Source organism: Methyloferula stellata AR4 (assembly GCF_000385335.1).
GTDB classification, from domain to species: Bacteria; Pseudomonadota; Alphaproteobacteria; order Rhizobiales; family Beijerinckiaceae; genus Methyloferula; species Methyloferula stellata.
This window is the reverse complement of record NZ_ARWA01000001.1, coordinates 2,557,223-2,581,478: the sequence shown is the minus strand read 5'-3', so window position 1 is coordinate 2,581,478 and position 24,256 is coordinate 2,557,223. Positions and strand designations below refer to the sequence as shown.

Below are 24,256 nucleotides of genomic sequence, written 5' to 3'. Positions count from 1 at the left end.
CCGCGAGAATGGTGGAAAGCGCGACGTGCGCCCTCACGGCGCCTGCCGGCGCGGCAGCACGCCCTATACTTTTAAAAGTCCCGTTGTGCACCTGCTTCGATAGTCATCCTAGGTATCAGCCCAGCACTGCACCACCATCTGGCGACCATACGACTACGCCGCTCGGCTGCCCACGAAAAGCGTCTCCGAGAAGCGCCAAGCCATCTCGAAAGAGTGCGTATTGGTAGGCCTCTTCTGCCTCGCCTCTTAAAAGAGGCTCGCCCCCGTTAAGTCCAAAGCCGGTCGGCTCAAAGGTTGGTAAATCCATCGAGCCCGGCACCTGCCGCTCACCTCCACCTATCGCGGAACTCAGCGCATTTAAGAATTCTACTCCGGCCTTCTCCTCAATCGCGAACCAGCCGAAGTCCAAGCCCGGATGATGGCGTGACGATGTCAGACGCGCGCGCCGAGCAACTCGCCGCCAGTCGGGACGATAAAAAATATCTTCAATCCACCATGGAGGGCTATCAGATCGCCAAAGCCATGGCGGCGCTGCAAGGTAGGTACGTCCAGCATATTGAAGCCGAAGAAATACGACAGCGTCACGCTCTGGAATCGTGGTATCTCGTGAACTAAGCCAATCAATCCAGTTCGTGATTTCGGGTATCCCCATCAAGAGAAAGTTCGATCGATGTGTCGCTAGTATCATCGGCGCCGACGTACCTTGAAGCCGTGTAGTCGCTTGCGAGACCTTCATTGGCGCGGCAGCCGTTTTCCGAGGCTTTGAAATCCGCGTCTCCGACACAGCCAAGAAGCTGCCGGCGGCCGTTGGCTTCGACCCAAACGCAATTGAATATCCGTGGATGACTTTCCCGAATAGCGACGGCGTGGCGATGTAGGGCTTTACCTGCTTGACGTATTTACGCTTCGCTGCATTCGCCACTTTAGCAGCGGTCGTATCTTTTGCGAATGAGCCGTGTGCCTCAGCCAGAATCACGCCGTGGCCTGATGCATTGCCACCGTCATAGATAAAATCGGCATGGGGATCGAGCGCGGAGGACAGACACGCAGCATTCGCACGCCACGCGTACCCAAGCGCGTCCATATAAAGGTGGGCGATACCGGCACCGACCTTTGCGGCGAGTTGCGAGCCCGCGGTATCTGCAAGAAACTCGAAATAGGGCTCGAGCGCGAACGTTGTCCCATCTTGGAGCAGTGTCTCCAGCTCGATCAAAGCACTCAGTTGCAGTCCGTACAATAAGGCGGCGGGCGCGTTCTCCCGAGTAGTTGCGGTTCGGGCGATCGCTGCCGCCAGGGCTATTGGTTTGAATGACAGGCTCGGTTGAATTTGGGGCGCCACGAAGTTTGGAGTAACCGGACTCGGAACGTGCCGATGCTTAGTATGCCTCGTCAATCCAACCGACTTATTCGAGACCCCTAAACCGGCGGTTGAGATCAGTCCGTTCATTCTTCCTCCTTAACTGCGCGCGCCCTCACTCCCACTCGATCGTCCCGGGCGGCTTGCTCGTCACATCATACACAACCCGGTTGATGCCTTTCACCTCGTTGATGATGCGCGTCGCGGCACGGCCCAAGAAACTCATGTCGAAATGATAGAAATCCGCCGTCATGCCATCGACCGATGTCACGGCGCGTAAGGCGCAGACGAAATCATAGGTGCGGCCGTCGCCCATCACGCCCACCGTCTGCACCGGCAGCAGCACGGCGAAAGCCTGCCAGATCTGATCGTAGAGCCCGGACCTGCGGATCTCGTCGAGATAGACCGCATCGGCTCTGCGTAGGATTTCCAGTTTCTCGGGAGTTATCCCGCCCGGGCAGCGGATGGCGAGCCCCGGCCCGGGAAAGGGATGGCGCCCGACAAAGGCTTCGGGCAATCCCAATTCGCGGCCGAGCGCGCGCACCTCATCTTTGAAGAGTTCGCGCAAAGGCTCGACGAGCTTCATATTCATGCGCTCGGGCAGACCACCGACATTATGATGCGACTTGATCGTGACCGAAGGGCCGCCGCTGAAGGAAACGCTTTCGATCACGTCGGGATAAAGCGTGCCTTGCGCCAGAAATTCCGGCGCGCCGCGCCCGTCCTCTGCGATCTTTTTGGCTTCCGCCTCGAAGGTCGAAATGAACAGCCGCCCGATGATCTTGCGCTTTTCTTCCGGCTCCCGGATGCCGGTGAGCGCGCCGATGAACAGTGCCGAGGCATCGACATGCACGAGCGGAATATTGTAGTGGCCGCGAAAGAGCGAGACGATTTCTTCCGCCTCGCCTTGCCGCAACAACCCATGATCGACGAAGACGCAAGTGAGCCTGTCGCCGATCGCTTCATGGATCAATACGGCGGCCACTGCCGAGTCTACCCCACCCGATAGCCCGCAGAGCACACGGCCTTGGCCCACTTGCTTGCGGATCGAGGCGATGGCCTCGGCGCGGAAGGCCGGCATGGTCCAATCGCTTTTCAGGCCCGCGACCTTATGCACGAAGTTCGAAATAAGCTTGGCGCCGTCCGGCGTATGCACGACTTCGAGATGGAACTGCACCGCGTAGAATTTGCGCGCCTCATCGCCGATGACCGCGATCGGCGCGGACTCGGAGGTCGCCAGCCGCCGGAAGCCTGACGGCAATTGGCTGACCGCGTCGCCATGGCTCATCCAGACCTGATAGCGCTGGCCCTTCTGCCAGACGCCATCGAAGAGCGCGCTGTCTTCGACCACCTCGACCTCGGCGCGGCCGAATTCGCGATTGTCGCCCGCCTTCACCTCGCCGCCGAGCTGCGCCGCCATCACCTGCTCGCCATAGCAGATGCCGAGCACCGGCACGCCCGCCTTGAAGATGGCGTCGGGCACGCGCGGCGAACCCGCTTCAAGCACCGAGGCCGGACCGCCCGATAGAATCACGGCCTTCGGATTCAGGTTTTGGAAAGCCTGTTCGGCATTTTGGAACGGCGCCAGCTCGCAATAGACGCCGGCCTCGCGGACGCGGCGCGCGATCAATTGCGTCACCTGCGAGCCGAAATCGACGATCAGGACTTTGTCATGCGTCTCGAGCACATCTTTATGGAGGTCGGCCTCCGCCATTCCTGTCATCCTTCGTATGGGACGCCTGGCATCCTAGGAGAAATACGCATTTAGGGAGAATTCGAACGAATATTTTGAACGGGCCGCAATTCGCCTTGGATAGGGTTCAGTCATTCCAAGCTGGGTGCTGGCTCCATGTCCGAGTTTTTATTCATTCCTTCTCAATCGGCCAATGGCGAACGTATCCGCGTTCGCCTGAATGATATTCCGCAGCTCTTTTCCGAAGGACTCGAAGAGCCGCCGGCACCAGCCGCGTCATTCCCATGGCAAAGCCTCCGGCAGAGGTTCGCAACGGTTTTCGCGGCGGCGCTCCGCGACATCAGCCTCGATCTCAATCCCATCCCGGTGCGCGTACCGTCCAACCGCCGCCCCGATCCCTATCGTCCGGTTTAGAGCTGCTCTAGCGCCGCCTCAAACAGGCGATGTAAAACCCATCCGTGCCGCCGGCCAAAGGCGATAGGCGCAGCCCCGGCCCCAGGCTTGACGCAAAGGCCGCAAGCTCCGGCTGGCCCACGGCCGTCGCCATATCCTCCGCGCTTACGCTTTCGAACGCCGGGTGGGACGCTAGAAAGCGCTCGACCTGCGCCTCATTCTCGTCCCGCAAAAGCGAGCAGGTGATATAGAGCAGCCGACCCTTATCGTTGAGATAAGAGACCGCCTTTTCAAGTATTTCTGCTTGCTCATCGATATGATGCTCGAGCGAAGATGGCCTTATCCGCCATTTGGCGTCCGGATTGCGCCGCCAGGTGCCGGTACCGGTGCAAGGCGCGTCGACAAGCACGAGATCGCAGCGGCCCGCAAGATCGGCCAGCACGTCGGCGCCGCCCTTCGGCGGGCGAAGCTGAACATTCCGCACGCCTGCCCGCTCCAGACGCTTAAAGATCGGCATCAGGCGGCGGCCGTCACTGTCACTTGCGTAGATCTGCCCCTTGTTCTGCATCAGCGCGGCGAGCGCGAGCGTCTTACCGCCGCCTCCCGCGCAGAGATCCAAGACCTGCTCGCCTGGCTTGGCGTTGGAGAGAAGCGCCGCCAGTTGCGAGCCCTCGTCCTGAACTTCGACGAGGCCTTTCACATAGGCGGGCTCGGCCGAGAGCGCCGGTCCACGGCCGTCCGGCGTAAAGGGCAGGCGCAGCCCATCGGGCGAAAGCGGCGTCGCCTCAGCGTGTAAATGGGCCAAGGCCGTCAGGGCTTTCTGCCGTGTCCCCTTCAGACGGTTGGTGCGCAGATCGACGGGCGCGCGATCGGCCAAGGCACGGCCGAGCGCGATGGCGTCTTCGCCGAGCGCCATGGTCAGCCATTCGGGGAAATCGCCCAGGACATGCGGCGGCGCGCCTTCAAGCGTGGCTTCGGTGTAGGCGTGCTGCTCGGCCTCGCTCAGCGGCGGCGGCGCATGGCCCTCGCCCGAACAAAGCGCCGAGACCTCGGAAAGGCTCATCTGCCGCATTTCGCGCAGGCTCCCGAGCACGATCGCGCGGGATGTTTCCGCCCCCATGATCCAGGCGGCGGAGGCCTTGCAGCGCAAGGCGTCGAAGACGAAGGAGCCGATCGCGGCGCGATCCTTCGACCCGGCGAAACGATGCGACAGGCCCCAGTCTTTCAAAGCATCCGAGGCCGGCCTGTGACGATTGTCGATCTCGTCGAGCACTTCGATCGCAGCTGCTATGCGCGCGCCGGGAGTCATACCGTCGCGAAGGTCGGAGAGACGAGAATGCGCACCGCGAATATCGCCCACATGATCCCGAGGATCACGGCGCCAAGCATGAAAGCCATGCCGCGCTGTTTCAGATTATTCGACGTCGTGAAGATGAAGGCATGCCCCAAGCGCGTCAGAACGAAGAGCCATTCCAGGATCACGAAGGTCCAATCGGCCTTCCGGGTCATGATGGCGAGAATCACCAGGATGAAGAACAGCGGCGGCAGTTCGGCCTGATTGGAAAAGCAGGCACCGAGTTGCTGGGCTTTGGTTTGACCGCCCGCCATCCGCTCCTTAATCGTCCAGCTCAAAAGACAGAACATCAGGAAGACAAGAATGAAAACCGGTAAAAGAATCGATTGGATGCTCATGCGCTCTCTGCCAGAGCACTGTCCATTTTAACGAGTGCCAGAATTTTTTTAGCAAGGGCTTCGAAATCTCGCCGGCATTCAGCAACTGCCGATTGGTGGCCGCCTATGGCGCCGTCGGCTGGCTTCAATAAGAACATCGGCTTCCTTACTTCTTGAGCCATTGGCATAAGAGACCGGTAATCTTTCAGGCGCGCCAGATTCTTCGGATCGTCATCGACCGAAATCGAACCAGAAGCTCGGTCATTGTCTATAAATGAGTGATAGACACTTGGCGCCCTATCCAACCAACGCTGAAAAGCCTTGACTGGGCCGCGTGCGAAAACACTGTATCGTGAAAAGACATATCCGAGCGGTTGCATGTTTCCCGAAGGAAGCCCCAAGGAAAGGTTTTGGGGAGCGACTTCGAGCATTTTTTTCCATGTGTTGCGCCACTCGCGAAGCTTCGGCCCAACATTCTGCAGACCTCTTATCGCAAAAAGATCCGCCGAGAGAGGCACAACCACATAATCAGCTGCAACAAGACTGCTCCTGTTGATAGCGCCCAAGTTCGGACCAACATCAATAAGGGCAATCTCGGCGCCAACTTTTTCTCCAGCCGTCTGAATAATACGGCTGAATGCCGTCGTGACCCGAAATGCGCGCGGCTCACCAATTAGACATTTTGGCCAAGTTGTCGATAATTCGTCTTCGACAGCAGACAAAGTCAGATCGCCTGGAATCAGCCATAAACGCTCACTGATTTCTCGGGGCGTATCAACCGCAATATCTCCGATGCCTTCGATTAAAGGGCTAATAGCGCCATATATCGTTCCGCGCGCGCCGTCGTCCCAGAGCGCTTCGATCTGTTCGTCTCTCAGGAATGAGCTTGTTGCGTTAGCTTGCGGATCAAGATCTGCGACAATGACTTTGACCCCGGAGATGGCCATCATCCAGGCTAAATGGTAGACGAGAGAGGTTTTCCCGACTCCGCCTTTATTGTTGAAGAAAGCAATCGTCTTCAAAATCGTCTCCGCACAGTTATTTGCACGAAGTTAGGGAGTATTTCGACTTCCTTGGGAGGGTTTCCATTTTTTTGAAGCTCATTATCAACTATTTGTAAGCCGATGCCAAACCGTTCTACGAAGCCCAATGTGTACAGTGCCTCAGCCAAGGTAGGGTTACGATAATCCGTCACGCCGGGTTTGCCAAAAGTTTCAGGCGTTACTTGACCAAATAAACCGCCAGGGCTCTGGGCTTCAATCCGATCACCATACCAAGTTATTCGAACAGGTGAATTCGTTGCTTCGTAATTGCGGTGAATTATGGCGTTTCGAAATATCTGGCGCAAAGCTGAAACGGGATAATTGGGTGCGTCTTGTCTGGCTACGTCACCAATAGAGGTAGCAGTTTGTATCCACAAATCACTAACTTCGTCGAGCCGTCGAAGCTGGTCTGGCAGCGTGCCGGTCAATTCGTGCCGGTCGATAACATCATCTGTGAGCTGACTGCCATCGATTCTCAGCATCTGAACATATGCTCCAGGGAAATAATCCTGCGGAGATTTCCCTAATATCAACAACGCTGTGGCCGTCGGTATTCCGCGATTATCCACCAACCGTAATCCACGCATTTGCTGTTCGTCAGAACGTCCATTTTCTGCGAGCACATCGGCAGGCACAGCGGAAGGCACGTATTCCAACCTAAATCGTATCAGATCTATATCGTTGAGCGAAGCATCGGGGACAGCACGGGCGTCAAAGGGCAGATTTTGTGTCCTACGTTTTTCAGTCAGCCTTCTTTCTTCCTCCGCCGATGCCGTGCCACGTCTAGGTCCCACCCGGATCCATATACGCTCCTCATAGCGAACCGGAGTGTTCTCAGATGGGGCGACAGTCACGACAGCAACTACGCAGCCATCGATCTCTCTACGTTCAACGGACATCACCGGGAATGGCTGAAACTTTCCAGTGCTACGCCAACCACCTATTTTCTCAAGAAGCTTAGTATCGATCACAAGACCTGCACAAGTCAGATCCTTATCCCTCTGCCCAATGATGATCACACCGGGCAAACCACTTCCCGGCAGATCATTTGCAAAGGCGCAAATTGCCTGACAGATCTTATCCGGATCATTAATCGATTCCTTACGCTCAATTCGCTCGCTTTCTGCCGATCGAAACAAATCCGCTAAAGCTTCATCCGACAATCTCATCTGTGCACCCTTCACACATTCGTCGGGTAGTTCGGGCTCTCGCGCGTGATCGCCACATCGTGGACGTGGCTTTCGCGCAAGCCAGCCGCGGATATGCGCACGAAGCCCGCGCGCGCCTGGAACTCAGGGATAGACGGCGCGCCAACATAGCCCATAGCGGCGCGCAAGCCACCGCCGAGCTGATGCAGGATCGGCGCGGCAGGTCCGCGATAGGGCACCTGCCCTTCGATGCCTTCCGGTACGAGCTTCAGGCTGTCCTTGATGTCTTGCTGGAAATAGCGGTCAGCCGAGCCGCGCGCCATAGCGCCGACGGAGCCCATGCCTCGATAGGACTTAAACGAGCGGCCCTGGTAGAGATAGACCTCGCCCGGGCTCTCGTCGGTGCCTGCGAGCAGCGAGCCGACCATCACCGCATCGGCACCGGCCGCGATGGCCTTTGCAAAATCGCCTGAATATTTGATGCCGCCATCGGCGATGACCGGGACATTGGCGTGGCGCGCGGCCTCGGCGCAATCGAGGATCGCGGTGAGCTGCGGCACGCCGACACCGGCGACGATGCGCGTCGTGCAGATGGAGCCCGGCCCGATACCGACCTTGATCCCATCCGCACCCGCGTCGATCAAGGCCTTGGTGCCGTCGGCGGTCGCGACATTGCCGGCAATCAGCGCCACCTTATTCGAAGCACGCTTCACCCGCGCCACCTGATCGAGCACGGATTGCGAATGGCCATGCGCCGTATCGATGACGATGCAATCGACGCCGGCGTCGATCAGCATCAAGGCGCGCTCATAGCCGGAGTCGCCGACGGTCGAGGCGGCGGCAACGCGCAGCCGCCCTTCCGGGTCCTTGCAGGCAAAGGGATGCAGGATCGCCTTGTCCATATCCTTGACGGTGACGAGACCGACGCAACGGAAATTCTCATCGACCACCAAAAGCTTTTCGAGCCGGTGCTGATGCAAAAGCCGCCGCGCCTCGTCCTGCGAGACGCCCTCGCGTACCGTGATGATCTTCTTCGTCATCAGTTCCGAGACCGGCTGATCCGGATTATCGGCGAAGCGCACGTCGCGATTGGTCAGGATTCCGCAAAGCTTGCCGGCTTTGCCGTTCGGCCCGCGCTCGACAACGGGAAAGCCCGAAATGCCATGATGGCGCATGAGCCCTAAAGCATCGGCCAAGGTCTCGTCCGGAAAAATGGTGATCGGATCGACCACCATGCCGCTCTCATAGCGCTTGACCTTGCGGACCTCTTCGGCCTGCTCGTCGGGTGCGAGATTGCGGTGGATGACGCCAATGCCGCCCGCCTGGGCCATAGCAATCGCCAGCCGCGCTTCCGTCACCGTATCCATGGCGGAGGAGAGGATCGGCAGGTTCAGGCTGATCGTACTGGTAAGACGTGTCTTGAGATCGACGGCGCTGGGCAGGACCTCCGAATGGCCTGGCACGAGCAGCACATCGTCGAAAGTCAGCGCTTCATTGAGCGGGGGTCGCATGATGCGGGTCATTAGGCCAACTCCATTCGAGTCGTCGGGGGCGAGAGAGCCTTGTGGAGGCCATCACGCAGCGGGAAGGTCGAAAATGGGCCTCGACCTGAAGTTGGCAGCGGCTCATAGCATGCTTGTTTCGCCCCGCAAAGTGACGACCCTGCTCATATATGATCAATGCACGGTTTTGCCCGGCGCATGCGCCTCTATCCAGGGAAATTGACACGGTTTTTTGACGCATGTGGACAGCCCGGGCTCAATTCGCCGGGAATTTCACGCCTGATGCCTTGGCCGGCCTGCAAATGCCGCTAAATCGCTCATGACAACCGAATCGCTCGGAGGAAGCCCTGCCCCGTTACCTGTTGACGGCCCTGATCGTCGCCTGCGCCCTGTTCATGGAAAATCTCGACGGGACGGTGATTTCGACCTCTTTGCCCGCGATCGCGCTCGATCTCCATGAAGATCCGATCGCGCTGAAACTGGCGCTGACATCCTATCTTCTTTCGCTCGCCATCTTCATTCCGGCCTCCGGCTGGGCCGCCGACAAGTTCGGCGCGCGCACGGTCTTCCGGCTGGCGATTTTGGTCTTCACTTTGGGCTCGATCGCCTGCGGCCTGTCGAGCACATTGCCGGAATTCGTGGCGGCGCGGGTACTGCAAGGCATGGGCGGCGCGATGATGGTGCCCGTCGGGCGGCTCGTGCTGCTGCGCTCGGTGGAGCGTCCCGAGATGGTGCGCGCGCTTGCCTATCTCACGATTCCAGCTTTGATCGGGCCGATCGTGGGACCACCCGTCGGCGGATTCATCACGACCTATTTTCACTGGCGCTGGATCTTCTGGATCAATGTGCCGATCGGCGTGCTCGGCATCACGCTTGCCACGATCTTCATCGAGGATATTCGCGAGGCCAATGTCTGGCCGCTTGATCTGCGCGGATTCCTCCTGTCCGGCATTGGCCTGTCGTTGCTGATTTTCGGCTTGAGCGTCGCGGGCCGCGGCGTCGTGCCCTGGGCAATCATCGCTTCGATGATGGTTTTGGGCGGCGGCGCGCTTGCGCTTTATGTTTGGCATGCGCGGCGGACCGCGTATCCGATCCTCGATCTCAAATTGCTGCGGATCCGCACCTTTCGCGCCAGTGTAACCGGCGGTTCGCTGTTTCGGATTGCGACCGGCTCCATTCCCTTTCTACTGCCTTTGATGCTGCAGATCGGCTTCGGCATGAATGCCTTTCAGTCCGGCCTCACGACCTTCATTTCGTCTGCCGGCGCCATGGCGATGAAGACGACGGCGCCGTCCATTCTTCAGACCTTCGGCTTTCGACCCGTCCTCATCTACAACACTTTGCTGAGCGGGCTGATGCTCGCGGCCATCGGCTTTTTTTATCCCTCGACTCCGACCATCGTCATGATGGGTGTCCTGCTCATCGGCGGATTTTTCCGCTCTCTGGAATTCACCAGCGTCAATGCTTTGGCCTACGCGGATATCGAATCCGCCGTCATGAGCCGCGCGACGAGCTTTTCGTCGGTGGCGCAGCAATTATCCTTGAGTCTCGGCGTCGCCATAGGCGCGAGCGTGCTTCAGACGTTGCGCTGGTTTCGCGGCGGGACGCTTGAGATCGCCGATTTCCAATGGGCCTTCATCGTCATGGCGGTGATTTTGATGAGCGCGATCGCGTCCTTCATAGGCTTGCCCGAGGATGCGGGCTCCGACCTCGCACGAGGCACGGCCGCACCCGGCGAGCCGCGCTCAAATCAAGCCGATCCGGCACCGCGAAAGCCGCTCGCCAAGACGTAAAGCTCGGCCGACCCGGCACGGCTTGCCTTGGGCTTCACATGCCGCACGGTTGTAAAATCGCGCTTCAAGCGTGCGAGCACCATGCCCTCCGTGCCGCCCTGAAAGACCTTGGCAAGAAAACTTCCGCCCGGCGCCAAAATCTCGCAGGCAAAATCCGCCGCGAGTTCGATGAGGCCGACGATGCGCAAATGATCCGTCTTGCGATGGCCGGTCGCATTGGCGGCCATGTCGGACAAGACGACATCGGCTTTGCCGCCAAGCCATTCCTTGAGATGCGCGGGAGCGGCAGGATCGAGAAAATCCATCTTTCTGAATTCGACACCGGGCAAAGGCGCAATATCGAGCAGATCAATGCCGATCACCCGGCCACGGCCGTCGCGGCTGCCGGTCTTTTGCGCCGCGACCTGCGACCAGCCGCCTGGAGCCGCGCCAAGATCGACGATCTTCTGGCCCGGATGCAGGACATGATAGCGCTCGTCGATTTCGATCAGTTTGAACGCCGCGCGCGAGCGATACCCTTCGAGTTTTGCGCGCGCGACATAGGGATCATTGAGCTGGCGTTGGAGCCACAACGTCGACGACAGCGTACGCTTCTTCGCAGTCTTCACATGGGTCTTGAGCGAGCGCCCGCCTTCACGACCCGACGATTTGACTGGGCTCATGCGTCTTGCGCCGACCAGACATGGTCGGCGCTCATCAGCTGCATTAAAATCCCTTCGCGCAGGCCGCGATCGGCGATCCGCAACCGCTCGGCCGGAAAGGCGCGGCGGATCGCTTCCAAAATGGCGCAACCCGCGAGCACGAGATCGGCGCGCTCGGGTCCGATACAGCCATTGGCGGCGCGCTGTTCATAGGACATGTGGCGCAACTGCGTGATCGCCTGATCGACATCCTCGCTCACCATCCAGAGCCCATCGACCTTGCGCCGGTCGTAGCGGGCAAGGCCGAGATAGACGCCGGCAATCGTCGTAACGGTTCCCGAGGTGCCCAAAAGATGAAAACGCCCGCATCGCTGCTCGGATTGCGCCTTGGCGACGAAGGGTGCGAGCTGCTCGGCCACATGATCGACCATGGCCTCGAAGGTCGCATTCGAAACTTGCGTGCCGCCATATTTCTCGGCCAGCGTCACGACGCCTAGCTTCAACGACACCCAGAAGCGGACGCGATCCTGCTGCAAAACGCCGGCCGGCTGTTGCGTCGCCCGGCCATTGGCCACGCCGCGCGTCAGCCAGACGATTTCCGACGATCCGCCGCCGATATCGAACAAGACGACGCCTTCCGCCGCCTGATCCGCGAGAGCCGCGCAACCGGCGGCAGCAAGATGGGCCTCGGTTTCGCGATCGACGACCTCGAGCGCGAGTCCTGTCGCATCGCGCACTTTCTCCAGAAATTCGCCGCCGTTTTGCGCCGCGCGGCAGGCTTCCGTCGCAATCAGCCGCGCCCGCGTCACGCATCGAGCGTTCATCTTGTCGCGGCAGATTTCAAGCGCGCCCAAGGTCCGCTCGATGGCGGCATCGCCAAGCCGCCCGGTATGCGACAGGCCTTCACCCAGCCGGACGATGCGGGAGAAGGAGTCGACGATGCGGAACGCGCCGCGATCGCTGTCGCGCGGCTCCGGCTTTGCGACCAAAAGCCGGCAATTATTGGTGCCGAGATCGAGCGCCGCGTAAGTGGCGCCATCGCCTGGCCCGTGCGACGACCGGTAATGGCCGTGAGCCGGACGCGATCCGAAGTCCATATGGCCCTTGCCGTTGGAAAAAGAGGCTGCCGGGGAGCCGGGGCGCGATGCGTCGATGTTATGAGACCGCGCGATAGCCGCAGCGGTCCGATCCGTTGGTGCCACTCTTCGCTCCCTACACCCGGCGCAAGGACTTGCTCCTTTCGCGGGCACTTGATTAGAAGTGTAGCACGGGAATGCAAATCTCCAAGCGTCTTAAGAGCTTGAAAATCAGCCTATTCCTGAGGCATCGGATCGCTCCGACGCCTCAGGCTATGCCAGGACCCGCTTTTATCAGCTGCCCGACTTCGCCGTCGCGCGGCTCGGCTTGGCGGGGGCAGCCAGTTGCGGCACGGGTGCCGCGGGTTCCCCCGAGGACTCGGCCTTCTGCGCGAGGATCATCTCGTCGCGCATGGCCGCGACCCGGCGCAGTTTCGCCATGGCGGCGCCGGTGCCGGCCGGGATGAGCCGGCCGACGATGACGTTTTCCTTCAAGCCTTCGAGCGTATCCGCCTTGCCGTTGACGGCCGCTTCCGTAAGGACGCGGGTCGTCTCCTGGAAGGAGGCCGCCGAAATGAAGGACCGCGTCTGCAGCGAAGCCTTGGTGATGCCGAGCAGAACCGGTGTGCCGACGCCGGGCTTGAGCCCTTCTTCGATACATTTGGCGTTGGCCTCTTCGAGCTCCGTCTGATCGACCTGCTCACCGATGAGAAATTCGGTATCGCCGGGATCGGTAATATCGACTTTCTGCAACATCTGCCGGACGATGACCTCGATGTGCTTATCGTTGATGCTGACGCCCTGGAGCCGGTAGACTTCCTGGATTTCATTGACGAGATAAGCCGCGAGCTCCTCCACGCCCTTGATCGCCAGAATGTCGTGGGGCGCCGGATTACCGTCGACGATATAATCGCCCTTCTCAACGATATCGCCATCCTGAAGATGGATGTGCTTGCCCTTCGGAATCAAATATTCGACGGGATCGCCGCCTTCCTCATGCGGCACGATCGCGATGCGGGTCTTGTTCTTGTAGTCGCGGCCGAATTGCACAGTGCCAGAGATTTCCGCGATGATCGCGTGATCCTTCGGACGCCGCGCTTCGAAGAGTTCCGCGACGCGCGGCAGACCGCCAGTGATGTCGCGGGTCTTCGCCGATTCCATCGAGATACGCGCGATGATGTCGCCCGCTTTCACGCCGCCTTCCGGATCGACGCCGATGATGGAATCGACCGGCAAGGTGTATCGCGCATCGCCGCCGCGCTGGACCTTCAGGATCTTGCCATCCTTGCCCTTGATCACGATCGCCGGTTTCAACGTCGCGGACCGCTGGTTGAGGCGGTAATCGATGACCATGCGCTTGGCGATACCCGTCGCCTCGTCGATGGTTTCGGTCATGGACGAGCCTTCGACAAGATCCTCGAAACCGATCTTGCCGTCGACCTCGGTCAGGATCGGCCGCGTATAGGGATCCCACTCCGCGATGCGCTGGCCGCGCTTGACCTTGTCGCCCTCGTCGACCTTCATGCGCGCACCGTATTGGACGCGATGGACCGCCCGCTCGACACCGTCCGGCCCTTCGATGACGACCGCGACATTGCGCGCCATCACCATCAGGTCGCCATCGGTATTGCGCGCCAGATGCCGGTTGCGGATCTTCACCGTGCCATCGAAATTGCTTTCGAGGAACGACGAATCCGCGATCTGCGCCGCGCCGCCGATGTGGAAGGTGCGCATCGTGAGCTGCGTACCCGGTTCGCCGATCGATTGCGCGGCGATGACACCCACCGCCTCGCCCATGTTGACCGGCGTGCCTCGTGCGAGATCGCGCCCGTAACAGGTGGCGCAGACGCCGTTCTTGGCCTCGCAGGTCAAGACCGAGCGGATCTTCACCTCCTGAATGCCGGCGGCGTTGATCCGATCGATATGCCATTCCTGGATCATCTCGCCGGCGGCGACGATGATCGTGCCGTCCTGTTCCTTCAGATCCTCAGCCGTCGTACGGCCGAGAATACGGATGGCGAGCGAGGCCACGACCTGACCCGCGTCGAGGATGGCGCGCATGCGGATGCCGCCCGTCGAGCCGCAATCAGGAATCGTGATGATCGCATCCTGCGCCACGTCGACGAGGCGGCGTGTCAGATAGCCTGAGTTGGCCGTCTTCAATGCCGTGTCGGCGAGACCTTTACGCGCGCCATGGGTCGAGTTGAAATATTCAAGAACGGTCAGACCTTCCTTGAAGTTCGAGATGATCGGGCTCTCGATGATTTCACCCGACGGCTTGGCCATCAGGCCGCGCATGGCGGCGAGCTGCTTCATCTGCGTGGGCGACCCACGCGCGCCGGAATGCGACATCATATAGATCGAGTTGATCGGCTTATCGCGGCCATTATCGTCCTTATGGACGGCCGAAATACGCGCCATCATCTCTTCAGCGAGCTTGTCGGAACATTTGGCCCAGGCATCGACGACCTTGTTATATTTCTCGCCTTGGGTGATGAGACCGTCATTATATTGCTGCTCATATTCCTTGGCGAGCGCCGTGGTCGCCTCGATGATGGCAGGCTTGGTTTCCGGCACGACCATGTCGTCCTTGCCGAAGGAAATGCCGGCCTTGAAGGCTTCGCGGAAGCCGAGCGCCATGATCCGGTCGCAGAAAATGACCGTCTCCTTCTGACCGCAATTGCGGTAGACGACGTCGATCATGTTCGAGATTTCCTTCTTCGTCATCAGCTTGTTGACGACATCGAAGGGGATCTTCTTATGATCGGGCATGAGCTGGCCGAGGATGAGACGGCCGGGCGTCGTGTCGAAAATCTTCGACACGCGATTGCCGTTCTCATCATAGGTCCAGGCACGGCCCTTGATCTTGCTGTGCAGGGTGATCGCCTTCGCATGCAAGGCATGTTCGATCTCGCCTTGGTTGGCAAAGACCATGCCCTGCCCCGGCTCACCGTCGCGCATCAGCGTCACATAATAGAGGCCGAGCACGATATCCTGCGACGGCACGATGATCGGCTGACCATTCGCCGGATGCAGGATGTTGTTCGTCGACATCATCAACACGCGCGCTTCCAGCTGTGCCTCGAGCGACAGAGGCACATGCACGGCCATTTGATCGCCGTCGAAATCCGCGTTGAAGGCGGAGCAGACGAGCGGATGCAATTGGATCGCCTTGCCTTCGATCAGCTTCGGCTCGAAAGCCTGAATGCCAAGACGATGCAAGGTCGGCGCGCGGTTCAGCATCACCGGATGTTCGCGGATGACCTCATCGAGGATATCCCAAACCTCCGGCTTTTCCTTTTCGACCAGCTTCTTTGCCTGCTTCACGGTCGCCGACAGACCCTTCGCGTCGAGACGCGAATAGATGAAGGGCTTGAAGAGTTCGAGCGCCATTTTCTTCGGCAGGCCGCATTGATGCAGCTTCAGCTCCGGACCGACGACGATGACCGAGCGGCCGGAATAATCGACACGCTTGCCGAGCAGGTTCTGCCGGAAACGGCCCTGCTTGCCTTTCAACATGTCGGCGAGCGACTTCAACGGCCGCTTGTTGGCGCCGGTGATGACGCGGCCGCGGCGGCCGTTGTCGAAGAGCGCGTCCACCGCCTCTTGAAGCATGCGCTTCTCGTTGCGGATGATGATATCCGGCGCGCGCAGCTCGATCAGCCGCTTCAGACGATTGTTGCGGTTGATGACGCGGCGATAGAGATCGTTCAGATCCGATGTCGCGAAACGGCCGCCGTCAAGCGGCACGAGCGGACGCAGATCCGGCGGGATCACCGGCACTTCGGTCAGGATCATCCATTCCGGCTTATTGCCGGAGTGCATGAAGGCCTCGATGATCTTCAGGCGCTTGGCGAGCTTGCGCGGCTTCAATTCCGTGGTCGCCTCGGAGATCTCAACCTTGAGCTGCTCGGCGATGCGGGCTAGATCCATGTTGCGCAGGATCTCGCGGATCGCCTCGGCGCCAATCAAGGCAGTGAAGGAATCCTGGCCGTAGTCATCCTGAGCACGGAGGTATTCCTCCTCGTTCAAAAGCTGGCGGTCCTTCAGAGGCGTCAGGCCCGGATCGAGAACGATATAGGATTCGAAATAGAGAATCCGTTCGAGATCCTTCAGCGCCATATCGAGGAGAAGGCCGATGCGCGAGGGCAGCGACTTCAAGAACCAGATATGGGCGACGGGGGCCGCGAGCGAAATATGGCCCATCCGCTCGCGCCGGACGCGCGACAGCGTGACTTCGACGCCGCACTTCTCGCAGATGACGCCCTTGTACTTCATCCGCTTGTACTTGCCGCACAAGCATTCGTAATCCTTGATCGGCCCGAAGATGCGCGCGCAGAACAGACCGTCGCGTTCCGGCTTGAACGTGCGGTAATTGATCGTCTCAGGCTTCTTGATCTCACCAAAGGACCAAGACAGAATCTTCTCCGGGCTCGCGATCGAAATCTGGATCTGATCGAAAGCTTGGGGTTGCACCACCGGATTGAAGAGATTCATGACTTCTTGATTCATCATCATCTCCTAATTTCGGTTTGCGCGGCCAAATTGCCGGACCGCAAACCATTGAATTCGAATTCATCAAAGCGCAGCATGAGAAGAGCCGTCTCCGGCCCTTCTCTTTATTGGCTGCTGGCTATTCCGCCGCCTCGACCGGGGGCAGCGGGTTGACGGGCGCGATCGCGGAATTGAGCTCGACGTTGAGACACAATGACCGCATTTCCTTGACCAGCACATTGAAGCTTTCCGGAATGCCGGACTCAAATGTGTCGTCGCCGCGCACGATCGATTCATAGACCTTGGTACGGCCGGCCACGTCGTCGGATTTCACCGTCAACATTTCCTGCAGCGTATAGGCCGCGCCATAGGCCTCGAGCGCCCAGACCTCCATTTCGCCGAAGCGCTGGCCGCCGAACTGCGCCTTGCCGCCCAGAGGCTGCTGCGTGACGAGGCTGTAGGGCCCGATTGAGCGCGCATGGATCTTATCGTCGACGAGGTGATGCAGCTTCAAAATATAGATGTAGCCGACAGTCACCTTACGATCGAAAGACTCACCCGTGCGTCCATCGAAGAGCGTCACCTGGCCGGACGAGTCGAGCCCGGCCTTCCCCAACATCTCGACGATGTCCTTTTCGCGCGCCCCGTCGAAGACGGGGGTTGCGATCGGAACGCCGCGCATCAGATTCTCGCCGACTTCGAGCAATGTCGTCTCATCGAGATCTTCGATCGGCTGCTTATCCTTGTCGCCGTAGATCTCGATCAGCTTGCTGCGCAAAGGCTGCGTATCTTTATTCCTCATGTAGGAGTTCACCGTCTCCGCAACCTGCTTGCCGAGACCGGCGCAGGCCCAGCCAAGATGCGTCTCGAGGATCTGCCCGACATTCATGCGGCTTGGCACGCCGAGCGGGTTCAAGACGATATCGACAGGCTGACCGTCCGCGAGGAAGGGCATGTCTTCCTGCGGTACGATCTTCGAGACGACACCCTTGTTGCCGTGACGGCCGGCCATCTTGTCGCCCGGCTGGATCTTGCGCTTCACGGCGACGAAGACTTTGACCATCTTCATCACGCCGGGCGGCAGTTCATCGCCGCGCTGTAGCTTTTCGACCTTGTCGAGGAAGCGGCTTTCGAGACCCTTTTTGGCTTCGTCATACTGCTTGCGCATGGCTTCGATCTCGGCCATGAGCTTGTCGTCTTCGATGGCGAAGGTCCACCATTGCGAGCGCGGATAGCCGTCGAGGATCTCCTTCGAAAGAACCGTGTCCTTCTTGAAGCCCTTGGGGCCCGCGACCGCCTTCTTGCCGAAGAGCACTTCGGAGAGACGCGTGTAGACGTTGCGGTCGAGGATCGCGAGCTCGTCGTCGCGGTCCTTCGCGAGACGCTCGATCTCCTCGCGCTCGATCGCCTGGGCGCGCTCGTCCTTTTCCACACCATGGCGGTTGAAGACGCGCACTTCCACGATCGTGCCCTGGACACCCGGCGGCACGCGCAGCGACGTGTCGCGCACGTCCGAGGCCTTCTCGCCGAAGATGGCGCGCAGAAGCTTTTCTTCCGGCGTCATCGGGCTTTCGCCCTTCGGCGTGATCTTGCCGACGAGAATATCGCCCGCCTGCACTTCGGCGCCGATATAGACGATGCCCGCTTCGTCGAGGTTCTTCAGCGCCTCTTCCGAAACGTTCGGAATGTCGCGCGTGATTTCCTCCGGCCCGAGCTTGGTGTCGCGCGCCATCACCTCGAATTCATCGATATGGATCGAGGTGAAGACGTCGTCCTTGACGATACGCTCGTTCAGAAGGATCGAATCCTCGAAGTTGTAGCCGTTCCACGGCATGAAGGCGACGAGCACATTGCGGCCAAGCGCGAGATCGCCGAGATCGGTCGAAGGACCGTCCGCGATGATATCGCCCTTATGCACGAAATCGCCGACCCGAACCAAAGGCTTCTGATTGATGCAGGTCGATTGGTTCGAACGCTGGAACTTCATGAGGCGGTAGATATCGACGCCGGGCTTGCCGGCATCCATCTCTTCCGTTGCGCGCACGACGATACGCGTCGCATCGACCTGGTCGATGAAACCTGTCCGCCGTGCCGCGATCGCAGCACCTGAGTCCCGCGCGACGACCGATTCCATGCCTGTGCCGACGAGCGGTGCATCCGCCTTGACGAGCGGCACCGCCTGACGCTGCATGTTGGAGCCCATCAGAGCGCGGTTCGCGTCATCGTTCTCAAGGAACGGAATGAGCGCGGCCGCGACCGAGACCAACTGCTTCGGCGACACATCCATGAAGTCGACGCGATCACGCGGAACCATCATCACGTCGCCGGCATGGCGGCAGACGATGAGATCCTCGGTCAGGGCCTTGTTGTCGTCGACCAGCACATTCGCTTGCGCGACGTAATATTTGCCCTCTTCCATCGCCGACAGATAGACGACGTCATCGGTCAGATGACCGTCGCGGATGCGCCGGTACGGGGCTTCGATGAAGCCATATTTATTGACGCGCGCGAAGGTCGCGAGCGAATTGATCAGACCGATGTTCGGGCCTTCCGGCGTCTCGATCGGGCAGATACGGCCATAATGCGTCGGATGCACGTCGCGCACCTCGAAGCCGGCGCGTTCGCGCGTGAGGCCGCCCGGTCCAAGCGCCGACAGGCGGCGCTTGTGGGTGATCTCCGACAGCGGATTGGTCTGATCCATGAATTGCGAGAGCTGCGACGAGCCGAAGAACTCGCGCACCGCCGCCGCCGCCGGCTTCGCATTGATCAAATCCTGCGGCATCACGGTATCGATATCGACAGACGACATGCGCTCCTTGATCGCGCGCTCCATGCGGAGCAGACCAAGGCGATATTGATTTTCCATCAATTCGCCGACCGACCGCACGCGGCGGTTGCCGAGATGGTCGATATCGTCGATCTCGCCGCGGCCGTCGCGCAGATCGACAAGCGCACGCACCACCGCGATGATGTCTTCCTTGCGCAAGGTCCGCACGGTGTCGGCCGCATCGAGATCCATGCGCATGTTCATCTTGACGCGCCCGACCGCCGAAAGGTCATAGCGCTCCGGATCGAAGAACAGCGAATGGAACATGGCTTCCGCCGTATCGAGCGTCGGCGGCTCGCCGGGGCGCATGACACGGTAGATGTCGAACAGAGCCTCTTCCCGCGAGCTGTTCTTGTCGACGGCAAGCGTGTTGCGGATATAGGGGCCGATATTGATGTGATCGATATCGAGGATCGGCAATTCGTCGAAACCCGCATCGATCAAGGCGACCAATGATTTCGCGGTGATCTCGTCGCCCGCCTCGGCGAAAATTTCGCCGGTCGACGGATTATAGAGATCCGACGCGATATATTGGCCGTGCAGATCCTCATTCAGCACCTTGAGGAACTTGAGGCCCTTCTCGACGAGTTGACGCGCCGTGCGGACGGTCAATTTCTTGCCGGTTTCGAGCACGACCTCGCCCGTGTCGGCGTCGAGCAGATCGACGGTCGCCTTCATGCCCTTCATCCGCTCGGGATCAAAGGGAATGCGCCAGCCGTCGCCGTCCTTCGTATAGATGACGGTCTTGTAGAAGGTCGAAAGGATCTCTTCGCCATCCATGCCGAGCGCGAAGAGAAGCGACGACACCGGAATCTTGCGGCGCCGGTCGATACGCGCATAGACGATATCCTTGGCGTCGAATTCGATATCGAGCCAGGACCCGCGATAGGGAATGATACGTGCGGCAAACAGCAGCTTGCCCGACGAATGGCTCTTGCCCTTGTCGTGATCGAAGAAGACGCCCGGCGAGCGGTGCATCTGCGAAACGATGACGCGTTCGGTGCCGTTGACGATAAACGTGCCGTTCATCGTCATGAAGGGCATATCGCCCATATAGACATCCTGCTCCTTGATGTCCTTGACCGATCGCGCGCCGGTGTCGGGATCGACATCGAACACGATCAAGCGCAAAGTCACCTTAAGGGGCGCGGCAAAGGTCATCCCGCGCTGGCGGCATTCGTCAACGTCATATTTCGGCGGTTCGAACTCGTATTTGACGAATTCGAGAAGCGCCGTGTTGGAGAAATCGTGGATCGGGAAGACCGATTTGAAAACCGACTGCAATCCTTCATCCGGGCGTCCGCCTTGCGGCTCATCGACCAGGAGGAATTGGTCATAGGAAGCTTTTTGAACTTCGATCAGATTCGGCATTTCCGCGACTTCGCGGATATGCCCGAAGAACTTGCGAACACGCTTACGGCCAGTGAACGTCTGCGCAATATTTTGGGCCATGTCGCTCCTCGCATTCTCAAAACAAACCACGGCACCTGAGTGAGCGCCGCCGCTATGCCCGGTCTTGGGCCGTGATGAAGCGGGATCAACCATCCCGCCTTCGAGCAAGCCCCTGCCGGGACAGGCTCATTTCATTCCGCTCTATACCGTCACTTCGTACTCAAGCGACCCCGGTCGGTTTCGCCTGAAATGACTTATCCTCCCCGGTTTGATGCGTTTGCGTCCAAGCGACTCACCCGTCCAGAAGAATGGAAACACCTTCTGGAAAGGATCAACGGTCCCGAAGCTTTCTCCGGGACCGTTGCACAATAATTCGCTCCGCCCGCAGTCCCGGTGAAGCGAATCGATTCGCTTCGGGACGGCGCTCTGTCGGAGCAAGTCACGTGAATTACTTGAGCTCGACCTTGGCACCGGCCTTTTCGAGCTGGGCTTTGATCTTCTCGGCATCATCCTTCGTGGCGCCTTCCTTGACAGGCTTCGGCGCGCCTTCGACGAGGTCCTTCGCTTCCTTCAGGCCGAGACCCGTAATGGCGCGAACTTCCTTAATGACTTCGATCTTCTTGTCGCCAGCAGCGGCCAGAATGACCGTGAATTCCGTCTGCTCCTCAACCGGGGCAGCGGCGGCGCCGCCAGGAGCTGCCGCAACCGCAACAGCCGCGGCGGCGGAAACACCCCATTTTTCTTCCAGCAATTTCGCCAGCTCAGCAGCCTCAAGCACGGTGAGGCTCGAAAGGTCTTCGACGATCTTTTCAAGGTTAGCCATTTTTCAGTCCTTCGTATTGGTCGTGTTGTTCGATTGAAATCTTCAAGTGATCGCTGATCAGGCCGCGTCCTTGTCGGCATAGGCGGCGAAGACACGCGCGAGCTTCGCGGCCGGAGCCGTCGTGAGCTGAGCGAGTTTCGTAGCCGGAGCCTGGATCAGGCCGACGAGCTTGGCGCGGAGTTCGTCGAGCGACGGGAGCGTCGCCAGATTCTTCACGGCATTCACGTCGAGCGCTGTGCGGCCCATGGCGCCGCCGAGGATCACGAGCTTGTCGTTGTCCTTGGCAAAAGCCACGGCGACCTTGGGTGCTGCCACCGGGTCGTCCGAATAAGCGATCAGTGTCGGCCCCTTCATCAAATCCGCGATCGAGGACGTATCAGTCCCATCGATGGCGATCTTGACGAGGCGGTTTTTTGCGACCTGAACCTTGGCACCGGCTGCGCCCATCTGCTTACGCAGATTTTGCATCTGAGCCACGGTCAGACCCTTGTAATGCGCCACGACAACGACCGAGGTCTTGGTGAAGACCTCGTTCAAAGCCGCAACGGATTTCTTCTTTCCCTCTCTGTCCACAGTGCCTTCTCCTTCAACGGATCAGAGATCCGCCGGTTTCGCCCGCCACGTCGTCGAAACGTGGCGCTGTGCCTGCCCGCCGGGGCGATGCAATCGCCCGGACAGAGGGATTCGACCAACACGAAGGTTGCAGGAGATCCGCAAGGAAATCCCGCAATCAAATCCTGTTCTCTCACCCCGTCTATGCTGGCTACTTTCGCCTTGATCCGTGGAACCGGATCGAGGCTCTGGTCATTAAGGTCGGACAAACACCTCTCAGGGTTTGCCTTTCCGCCGGCAGTCTCGGACAGGATAAAGCCGGAAAGGACATGTCTGCCCTCCGGCCAATCCACCGCAAAACGAAACGCCCTTTTGGGAAAGAGCGTTTTCGAATCGCGGAAGCTTTTTTGGATGCGGGGTCGCAATTGCGATCGACCCCGAACGCCCTATTTAGACCGAACCGGCCCCGCTGCCAAGGGGGCATTCGGTATTTTTCGCTATTGTCAAGCGAGAAGTCACCCGCGCCGCGGTCCAGCTTGGCGGTCCGGCATGGCCGATCAGACGATCACCGTGCCGGGATCGACCTTCACGCCAGGCCCCATGGTCGAGGAAATCGCCACCCTTTGGATGTAGGTTCCCTTGGCGCCTTGCGGCTTGGCCTTAGCCACAGCATCGACAAAAGCAGCAATATTTTCAATAAGTTTTGCCTCATCGAACGACGCTTTGCCGACGCTGCCCTGGATGATTCCCGCCTTTTCGACGCGAAATTCCACGGCGCCGCCCTTGGATGCCTTGACGGCGGCCGTCACGTCCATTGTCACGGTTCCCACCTTCGGGTTCGGCATCAGGCCGCGCGGGCCCAAGACCTTACCGAGACGGCCGACCAGCGGCATCATGTCCGGGGTGGCGATGCAGCGATCGAAATCGATCGTGCCGCCTTGGACCGTGGTGACAAGCTCTTCGGCCCCGACGATGTCGGCGCCTGCCGCCTTGGCCTCATCCGCCTTGGCGCCGCGGGCGAAAACCGCGACACGCAGGGTGCGGCCGGTACCATTCGGCAGATTGACCACGCCGCGCACCATCTGGTCGGCGTGTTTGGGATCGACGCCGAGGTTCATGGCGATTTCGACGGTTTCGTCGAATTTCGCATTGGCGCGATCCTTGACCAGCTTTACCGCCTCGGTGATCGGGTAAAGCTTGGTCCGTTCGATGCCCTCTCGGGTCTTGACGACGCGTTTTCCGATATGTGCCATGGCTTACCCCACCACCTCGAGGCCCATAGAACGGGCGGATCCTTCGATCATCGTGGCCGCCGCTTCGATCGTGCCGCAATTCAAATCGGGCATTTTCTTTTCGGCAATCTCCTTGATCTGCGCGCGCGTGACCTTGCCGACGAAGCCACGGCCCGTGGTCTTCGCACCGGATTGGACGCCGGACGCCTTTTTCAGAAAATAGGAGACCGGCGGCTGCTTCATCTCGAAGGTGAAGGAACGGTCGGCATAGGCGGTGATGACGACAGGGATCGGCATCCCCTTCTCCAACTGCGCCGTCTTGGCGTTGAACGCCTTACAAAATTCCATGATGTTCAGGCCGCGCTGACCGAGCGCGGGACCGATCGGCGGCGACGGATTTGCCGAGCCGGCCGGCACCTGAAGCTTCACATAACCTGTGATCTTCTTTGCCATGTCTCACTCCAAACGAGCCGGTTCGTGCGAGCCGGCGGTTGCGGGTTCGTGGTGCAACGAGCTGCCCGGCTGGCTGACCGGACCCGTCTCCCACGTGCTTTTGGCTTCTCACCGGGGTCAAACTTCTCAGAATGACGCAGTTTCCACCAAACTCTCAGTTCCTTAC

At 59.6% G+C, this 24,256-nt stretch carries 17 protein-coding genes; 2 read left to right on the top strand and 15 right to left on the bottom strand.

The annotated features are described in order from the left end of the window. Positions 1–115 precede the first annotated feature (115 nt). Both A3OQ_RS0112660 and guaA read right to left on the bottom strand, forming a co-directional pair. On the bottom strand, positions 116–1,447 hold the full coding sequence (locus A3OQ_RS0112660; protein WP_040580074.1) for a hypothetical protein: 1,332 nt from the start codon (positions 1,445–1,447) through the stop codon (positions 116–118). A gap of 25 nt (positions 1,448–1,472) precedes the next feature. Further along, a complete protein-coding gene (guaA, locus tag A3OQ_RS0112655) occupies positions 1,473–3,080 on the bottom strand; it encodes a glutamine-hydrolyzing GMP synthase (protein WP_026595781.1) in 1,608 nt (535 codons plus the stop codon). 126 nt (positions 3,081–3,206) lie between these two features. Between guaA and A3OQ_RS0112650 the strand changes: the two genes are divergently transcribed. Continuing rightward, complete coding sequence (locus A3OQ_RS0112650) at positions 3,207–3,464, top strand: hypothetical protein (RefSeq protein ID WP_020175763.1); 258 nt, start codon at positions 3,207–3,209, stop codon at positions 3,462–3,464. Between the two features lie 7 nt (positions 3,465–3,471). Here A3OQ_RS0112650 and A3OQ_RS0112645 read toward each other — a convergent pair whose 3' ends face one another. From A3OQ_RS0112645 to guaB, 5 genes are read right to left on the bottom strand one after another with little or no spacing between them, the layout of a single operon-like run. Further along, complete coding sequence (locus tag A3OQ_RS0112645) at positions 3,472–4,752, bottom strand: RsmB/NOP family class I SAM-dependent RNA methyltransferase (RefSeq protein WP_020175762.1); 1,281 nt, start codon at positions 4,750–4,752, stop codon at positions 3,472–3,474. Further along, the gene (locus A3OQ_RS0112640) at positions 4,749–5,135 is read right to left on the bottom strand and encodes an MAPEG family protein (protein WP_020175761.1); all 387 of its coding nucleotides are present in this window, start codon (positions 5,133–5,135) and stop codon (positions 4,749–4,751) included. The genes A3OQ_RS0112645 and A3OQ_RS0112640 overlap by 4 nt, the downstream gene beginning before the upstream one ends. Continuing rightward, positions 5,132–6,136, bottom strand: coding sequence for a ParA family protein (locus A3OQ_RS0112635; RefSeq protein ID WP_020175760.1), 1,005 nt, complete (start codon positions 6,134–6,136; stop codon positions 5,132–5,134). The genes A3OQ_RS0112640 and A3OQ_RS0112635 overlap by 4 nt, the downstream gene beginning before the upstream one ends. Then, positions 6,133–7,326 (bottom strand): ATP-binding protein, encoded by a 1,194-nt coding sequence (locus A3OQ_RS0112630; RefSeq protein ID WP_020175759.1) that lies wholly within the window; start codon positions 7,324–7,326, stop codon positions 6,133–6,135. Before A3OQ_RS0112630 ends, A3OQ_RS0112635 begins: the two co-directional genes overlap by 4 nt. A gap of 11 nt (positions 7,327–7,337) precedes the next feature. Then, positions 7,338–8,828: an IMP dehydrogenase gene (gene guaB, locus A3OQ_RS0112625; RefSeq protein ID WP_020175758.1), complete on the bottom strand. Its 1,491-nt coding sequence runs from the start codon at positions 8,826–8,828 to the stop codon at positions 7,338–7,340. 341 nt (positions 8,829–9,169) lie between these two features. On the opposite strand from guaB, the gene A3OQ_RS0112615 reads away from it, so the two are divergent. Then, positions 9,170–10,600 (top strand): MFS transporter, encoded by a 1,431-nt coding sequence (locus A3OQ_RS0112615; protein ID WP_020175756.1) that lies wholly within the window; start codon positions 9,170–9,172, stop codon positions 10,598–10,600. Here A3OQ_RS0112615 and A3OQ_RS0112610 read toward each other — a convergent pair. From A3OQ_RS0112610 to rplK, 8 genes are all read right to left on the bottom strand, one after another. Beyond that, on the bottom strand, positions 10,558–11,262 hold the full coding sequence (locus A3OQ_RS0112610) for an RlmE family RNA methyltransferase (RefSeq protein WP_020175755.1): 705 nt from the start codon (positions 11,260–11,262) through the stop codon (positions 10,558–10,560). The genes A3OQ_RS0112615 and A3OQ_RS0112610 overlap by 43 nt on opposite strands. After that, on the bottom strand, positions 11,259–12,338 hold the full coding sequence (locus A3OQ_RS0112605; RefSeq protein ID WP_020175754.1) for a Ppx/GppA phosphatase family protein: 1,080 nt from the start codon (positions 12,336–12,338) through the stop codon (positions 11,259–11,261). The genes A3OQ_RS0112610 and A3OQ_RS0112605 overlap by 4 nt, the downstream gene beginning before the upstream one ends. 273 nt (positions 12,339–12,611) lie before the next feature. After that, positions 12,612–16,829, bottom strand: coding sequence for a DNA-directed RNA polymerase subunit beta' (gene rpoC, locus A3OQ_RS0112600; protein WP_040581033.1), 4,218 nt, complete (start codon positions 16,827–16,829; stop codon positions 12,612–12,614). A gap of 121 nt (positions 16,830–16,950) precedes the next feature. Next, a complete protein-coding gene (gene rpoB / locus A3OQ_RS0112595) occupies positions 16,951–21,078 on the bottom strand; it encodes a DNA-directed RNA polymerase subunit beta (RefSeq protein ID WP_026595780.1) in 4,128 nt (1,375 codons plus the stop codon). A 400-nt stretch (positions 21,079–21,478) separates the two neighbouring features. Next, positions 21,479–21,853: a 50S ribosomal protein L7/L12 gene (gene rplL / locus A3OQ_RS0112590; protein WP_020175751.1), complete on the bottom strand. Its 375-nt coding sequence runs from the start codon at positions 21,851–21,853 to the stop codon at positions 21,479–21,481. Positions 21,854–21,910: 57 nt separating this feature from the next. Then, complete coding sequence (gene rplJ / locus A3OQ_RS0112585; RefSeq protein ID WP_020175750.1) at positions 21,911–22,426, bottom strand: 50S ribosomal protein L10; 516 nt, start codon at positions 22,424–22,426, stop codon at positions 21,911–21,913. Positions 22,427–22,962: 536 nt separating this feature from the next. After that, positions 22,963–23,658 (bottom strand): 50S ribosomal protein L1, encoded by a 696-nt coding sequence (rplA, locus tag A3OQ_RS0112580; protein WP_020175749.1) that lies wholly within the window; start codon positions 23,656–23,658, stop codon positions 22,963–22,965. 3 nt (positions 23,659–23,661) lie between these two features. Next, on the bottom strand, positions 23,662–24,090 hold the full coding sequence (rplK, locus tag A3OQ_RS0112575) for a 50S ribosomal protein L11 (protein ID WP_020175748.1): 429 nt from the start codon (positions 24,088–24,090) through the stop codon (positions 23,662–23,664). Positions 24,091–24,256 lie beyond the last annotated feature (166 nt).

Coding starts and splice junctions, on each gene's coding strand:
- rplK (WP_020175748.1), bottom strand. CDS start 24,090: ATGGCAAAGAAGATCACAGGTTATGTGAAGCTTCAGGTGCCGGCCGGC.
- A3OQ_RS0112645 (WP_020175762.1), bottom strand. CDS start 4,752: ATGACTCCCGGCGCGCGCATAGCAGCTGCGATCGAAGTGCTCGACGAG.
- rplA (WP_020175749.1), bottom strand. CDS start 23,658: ATGGCACATATCGGAAAACGCGTCGTCAAGACCCGAGAGGGCATCGAA.
- A3OQ_RS0112605 (WP_020175754.1), bottom strand. CDS start 12,338: ATGGACTTCGGATCGCGTCCGGCTCACGGCCATTACCGGTCGTCGCAC.
- A3OQ_RS0112610 (WP_020175755.1), bottom strand. CDS start 11,262: ATGAGCCCAGTCAAATCGTCGGGTCGTGAAGGCGGGCGCTCGCTCAAG.
- A3OQ_RS0112640 (WP_020175761.1), bottom strand. CDS start 5,135: ATGAGCATCCAATCGATTCTTTTACCGGTTTTCATTCTTGTCTTCCTG.
- rplL (WP_020175751.1), bottom strand. CDS start 21,853: ATGGCTAACCTTGAAAAGATCGTCGAAGACCTTTCGAGCCTCACCGTG.
- A3OQ_RS0112650 (WP_020175763.1), top strand. CDS start 3,207: ATGTCCGAGTTTTTATTCATTCCTTCTCAATCGGCCAATGGCGAACGT.
- A3OQ_RS0112630 (WP_020175759.1), bottom strand. CDS start 7,326: ATGAGATTGTCGGATGAAGCTTTAGCGGATTTGTTTCGATCGGCAGAA.
- guaB (WP_020175758.1), bottom strand. CDS start 8,828: ATGACCCGCATCATGCGACCCCCGCTCAATGAAGCGCTGACTTTCGAC.
- rpoC (WP_040581033.1), bottom strand. CDS start 16,829: ATGAATCAAGAAGTCATGAATCTCTTCAATCCGGTGGTGCAACCCCAA.
- guaA (WP_026595781.1), bottom strand. CDS start 3,080: ATGACAGGAATGGCGGAGGCCGACCTCCATAAAGATGTGCTCGAGACG.
- A3OQ_RS0112660 (WP_040580074.1), bottom strand. CDS start 1,447: ATGAACGGACTGATCTCAACCGCCGGTTTAGGGGTCTCGAATAAGTCG.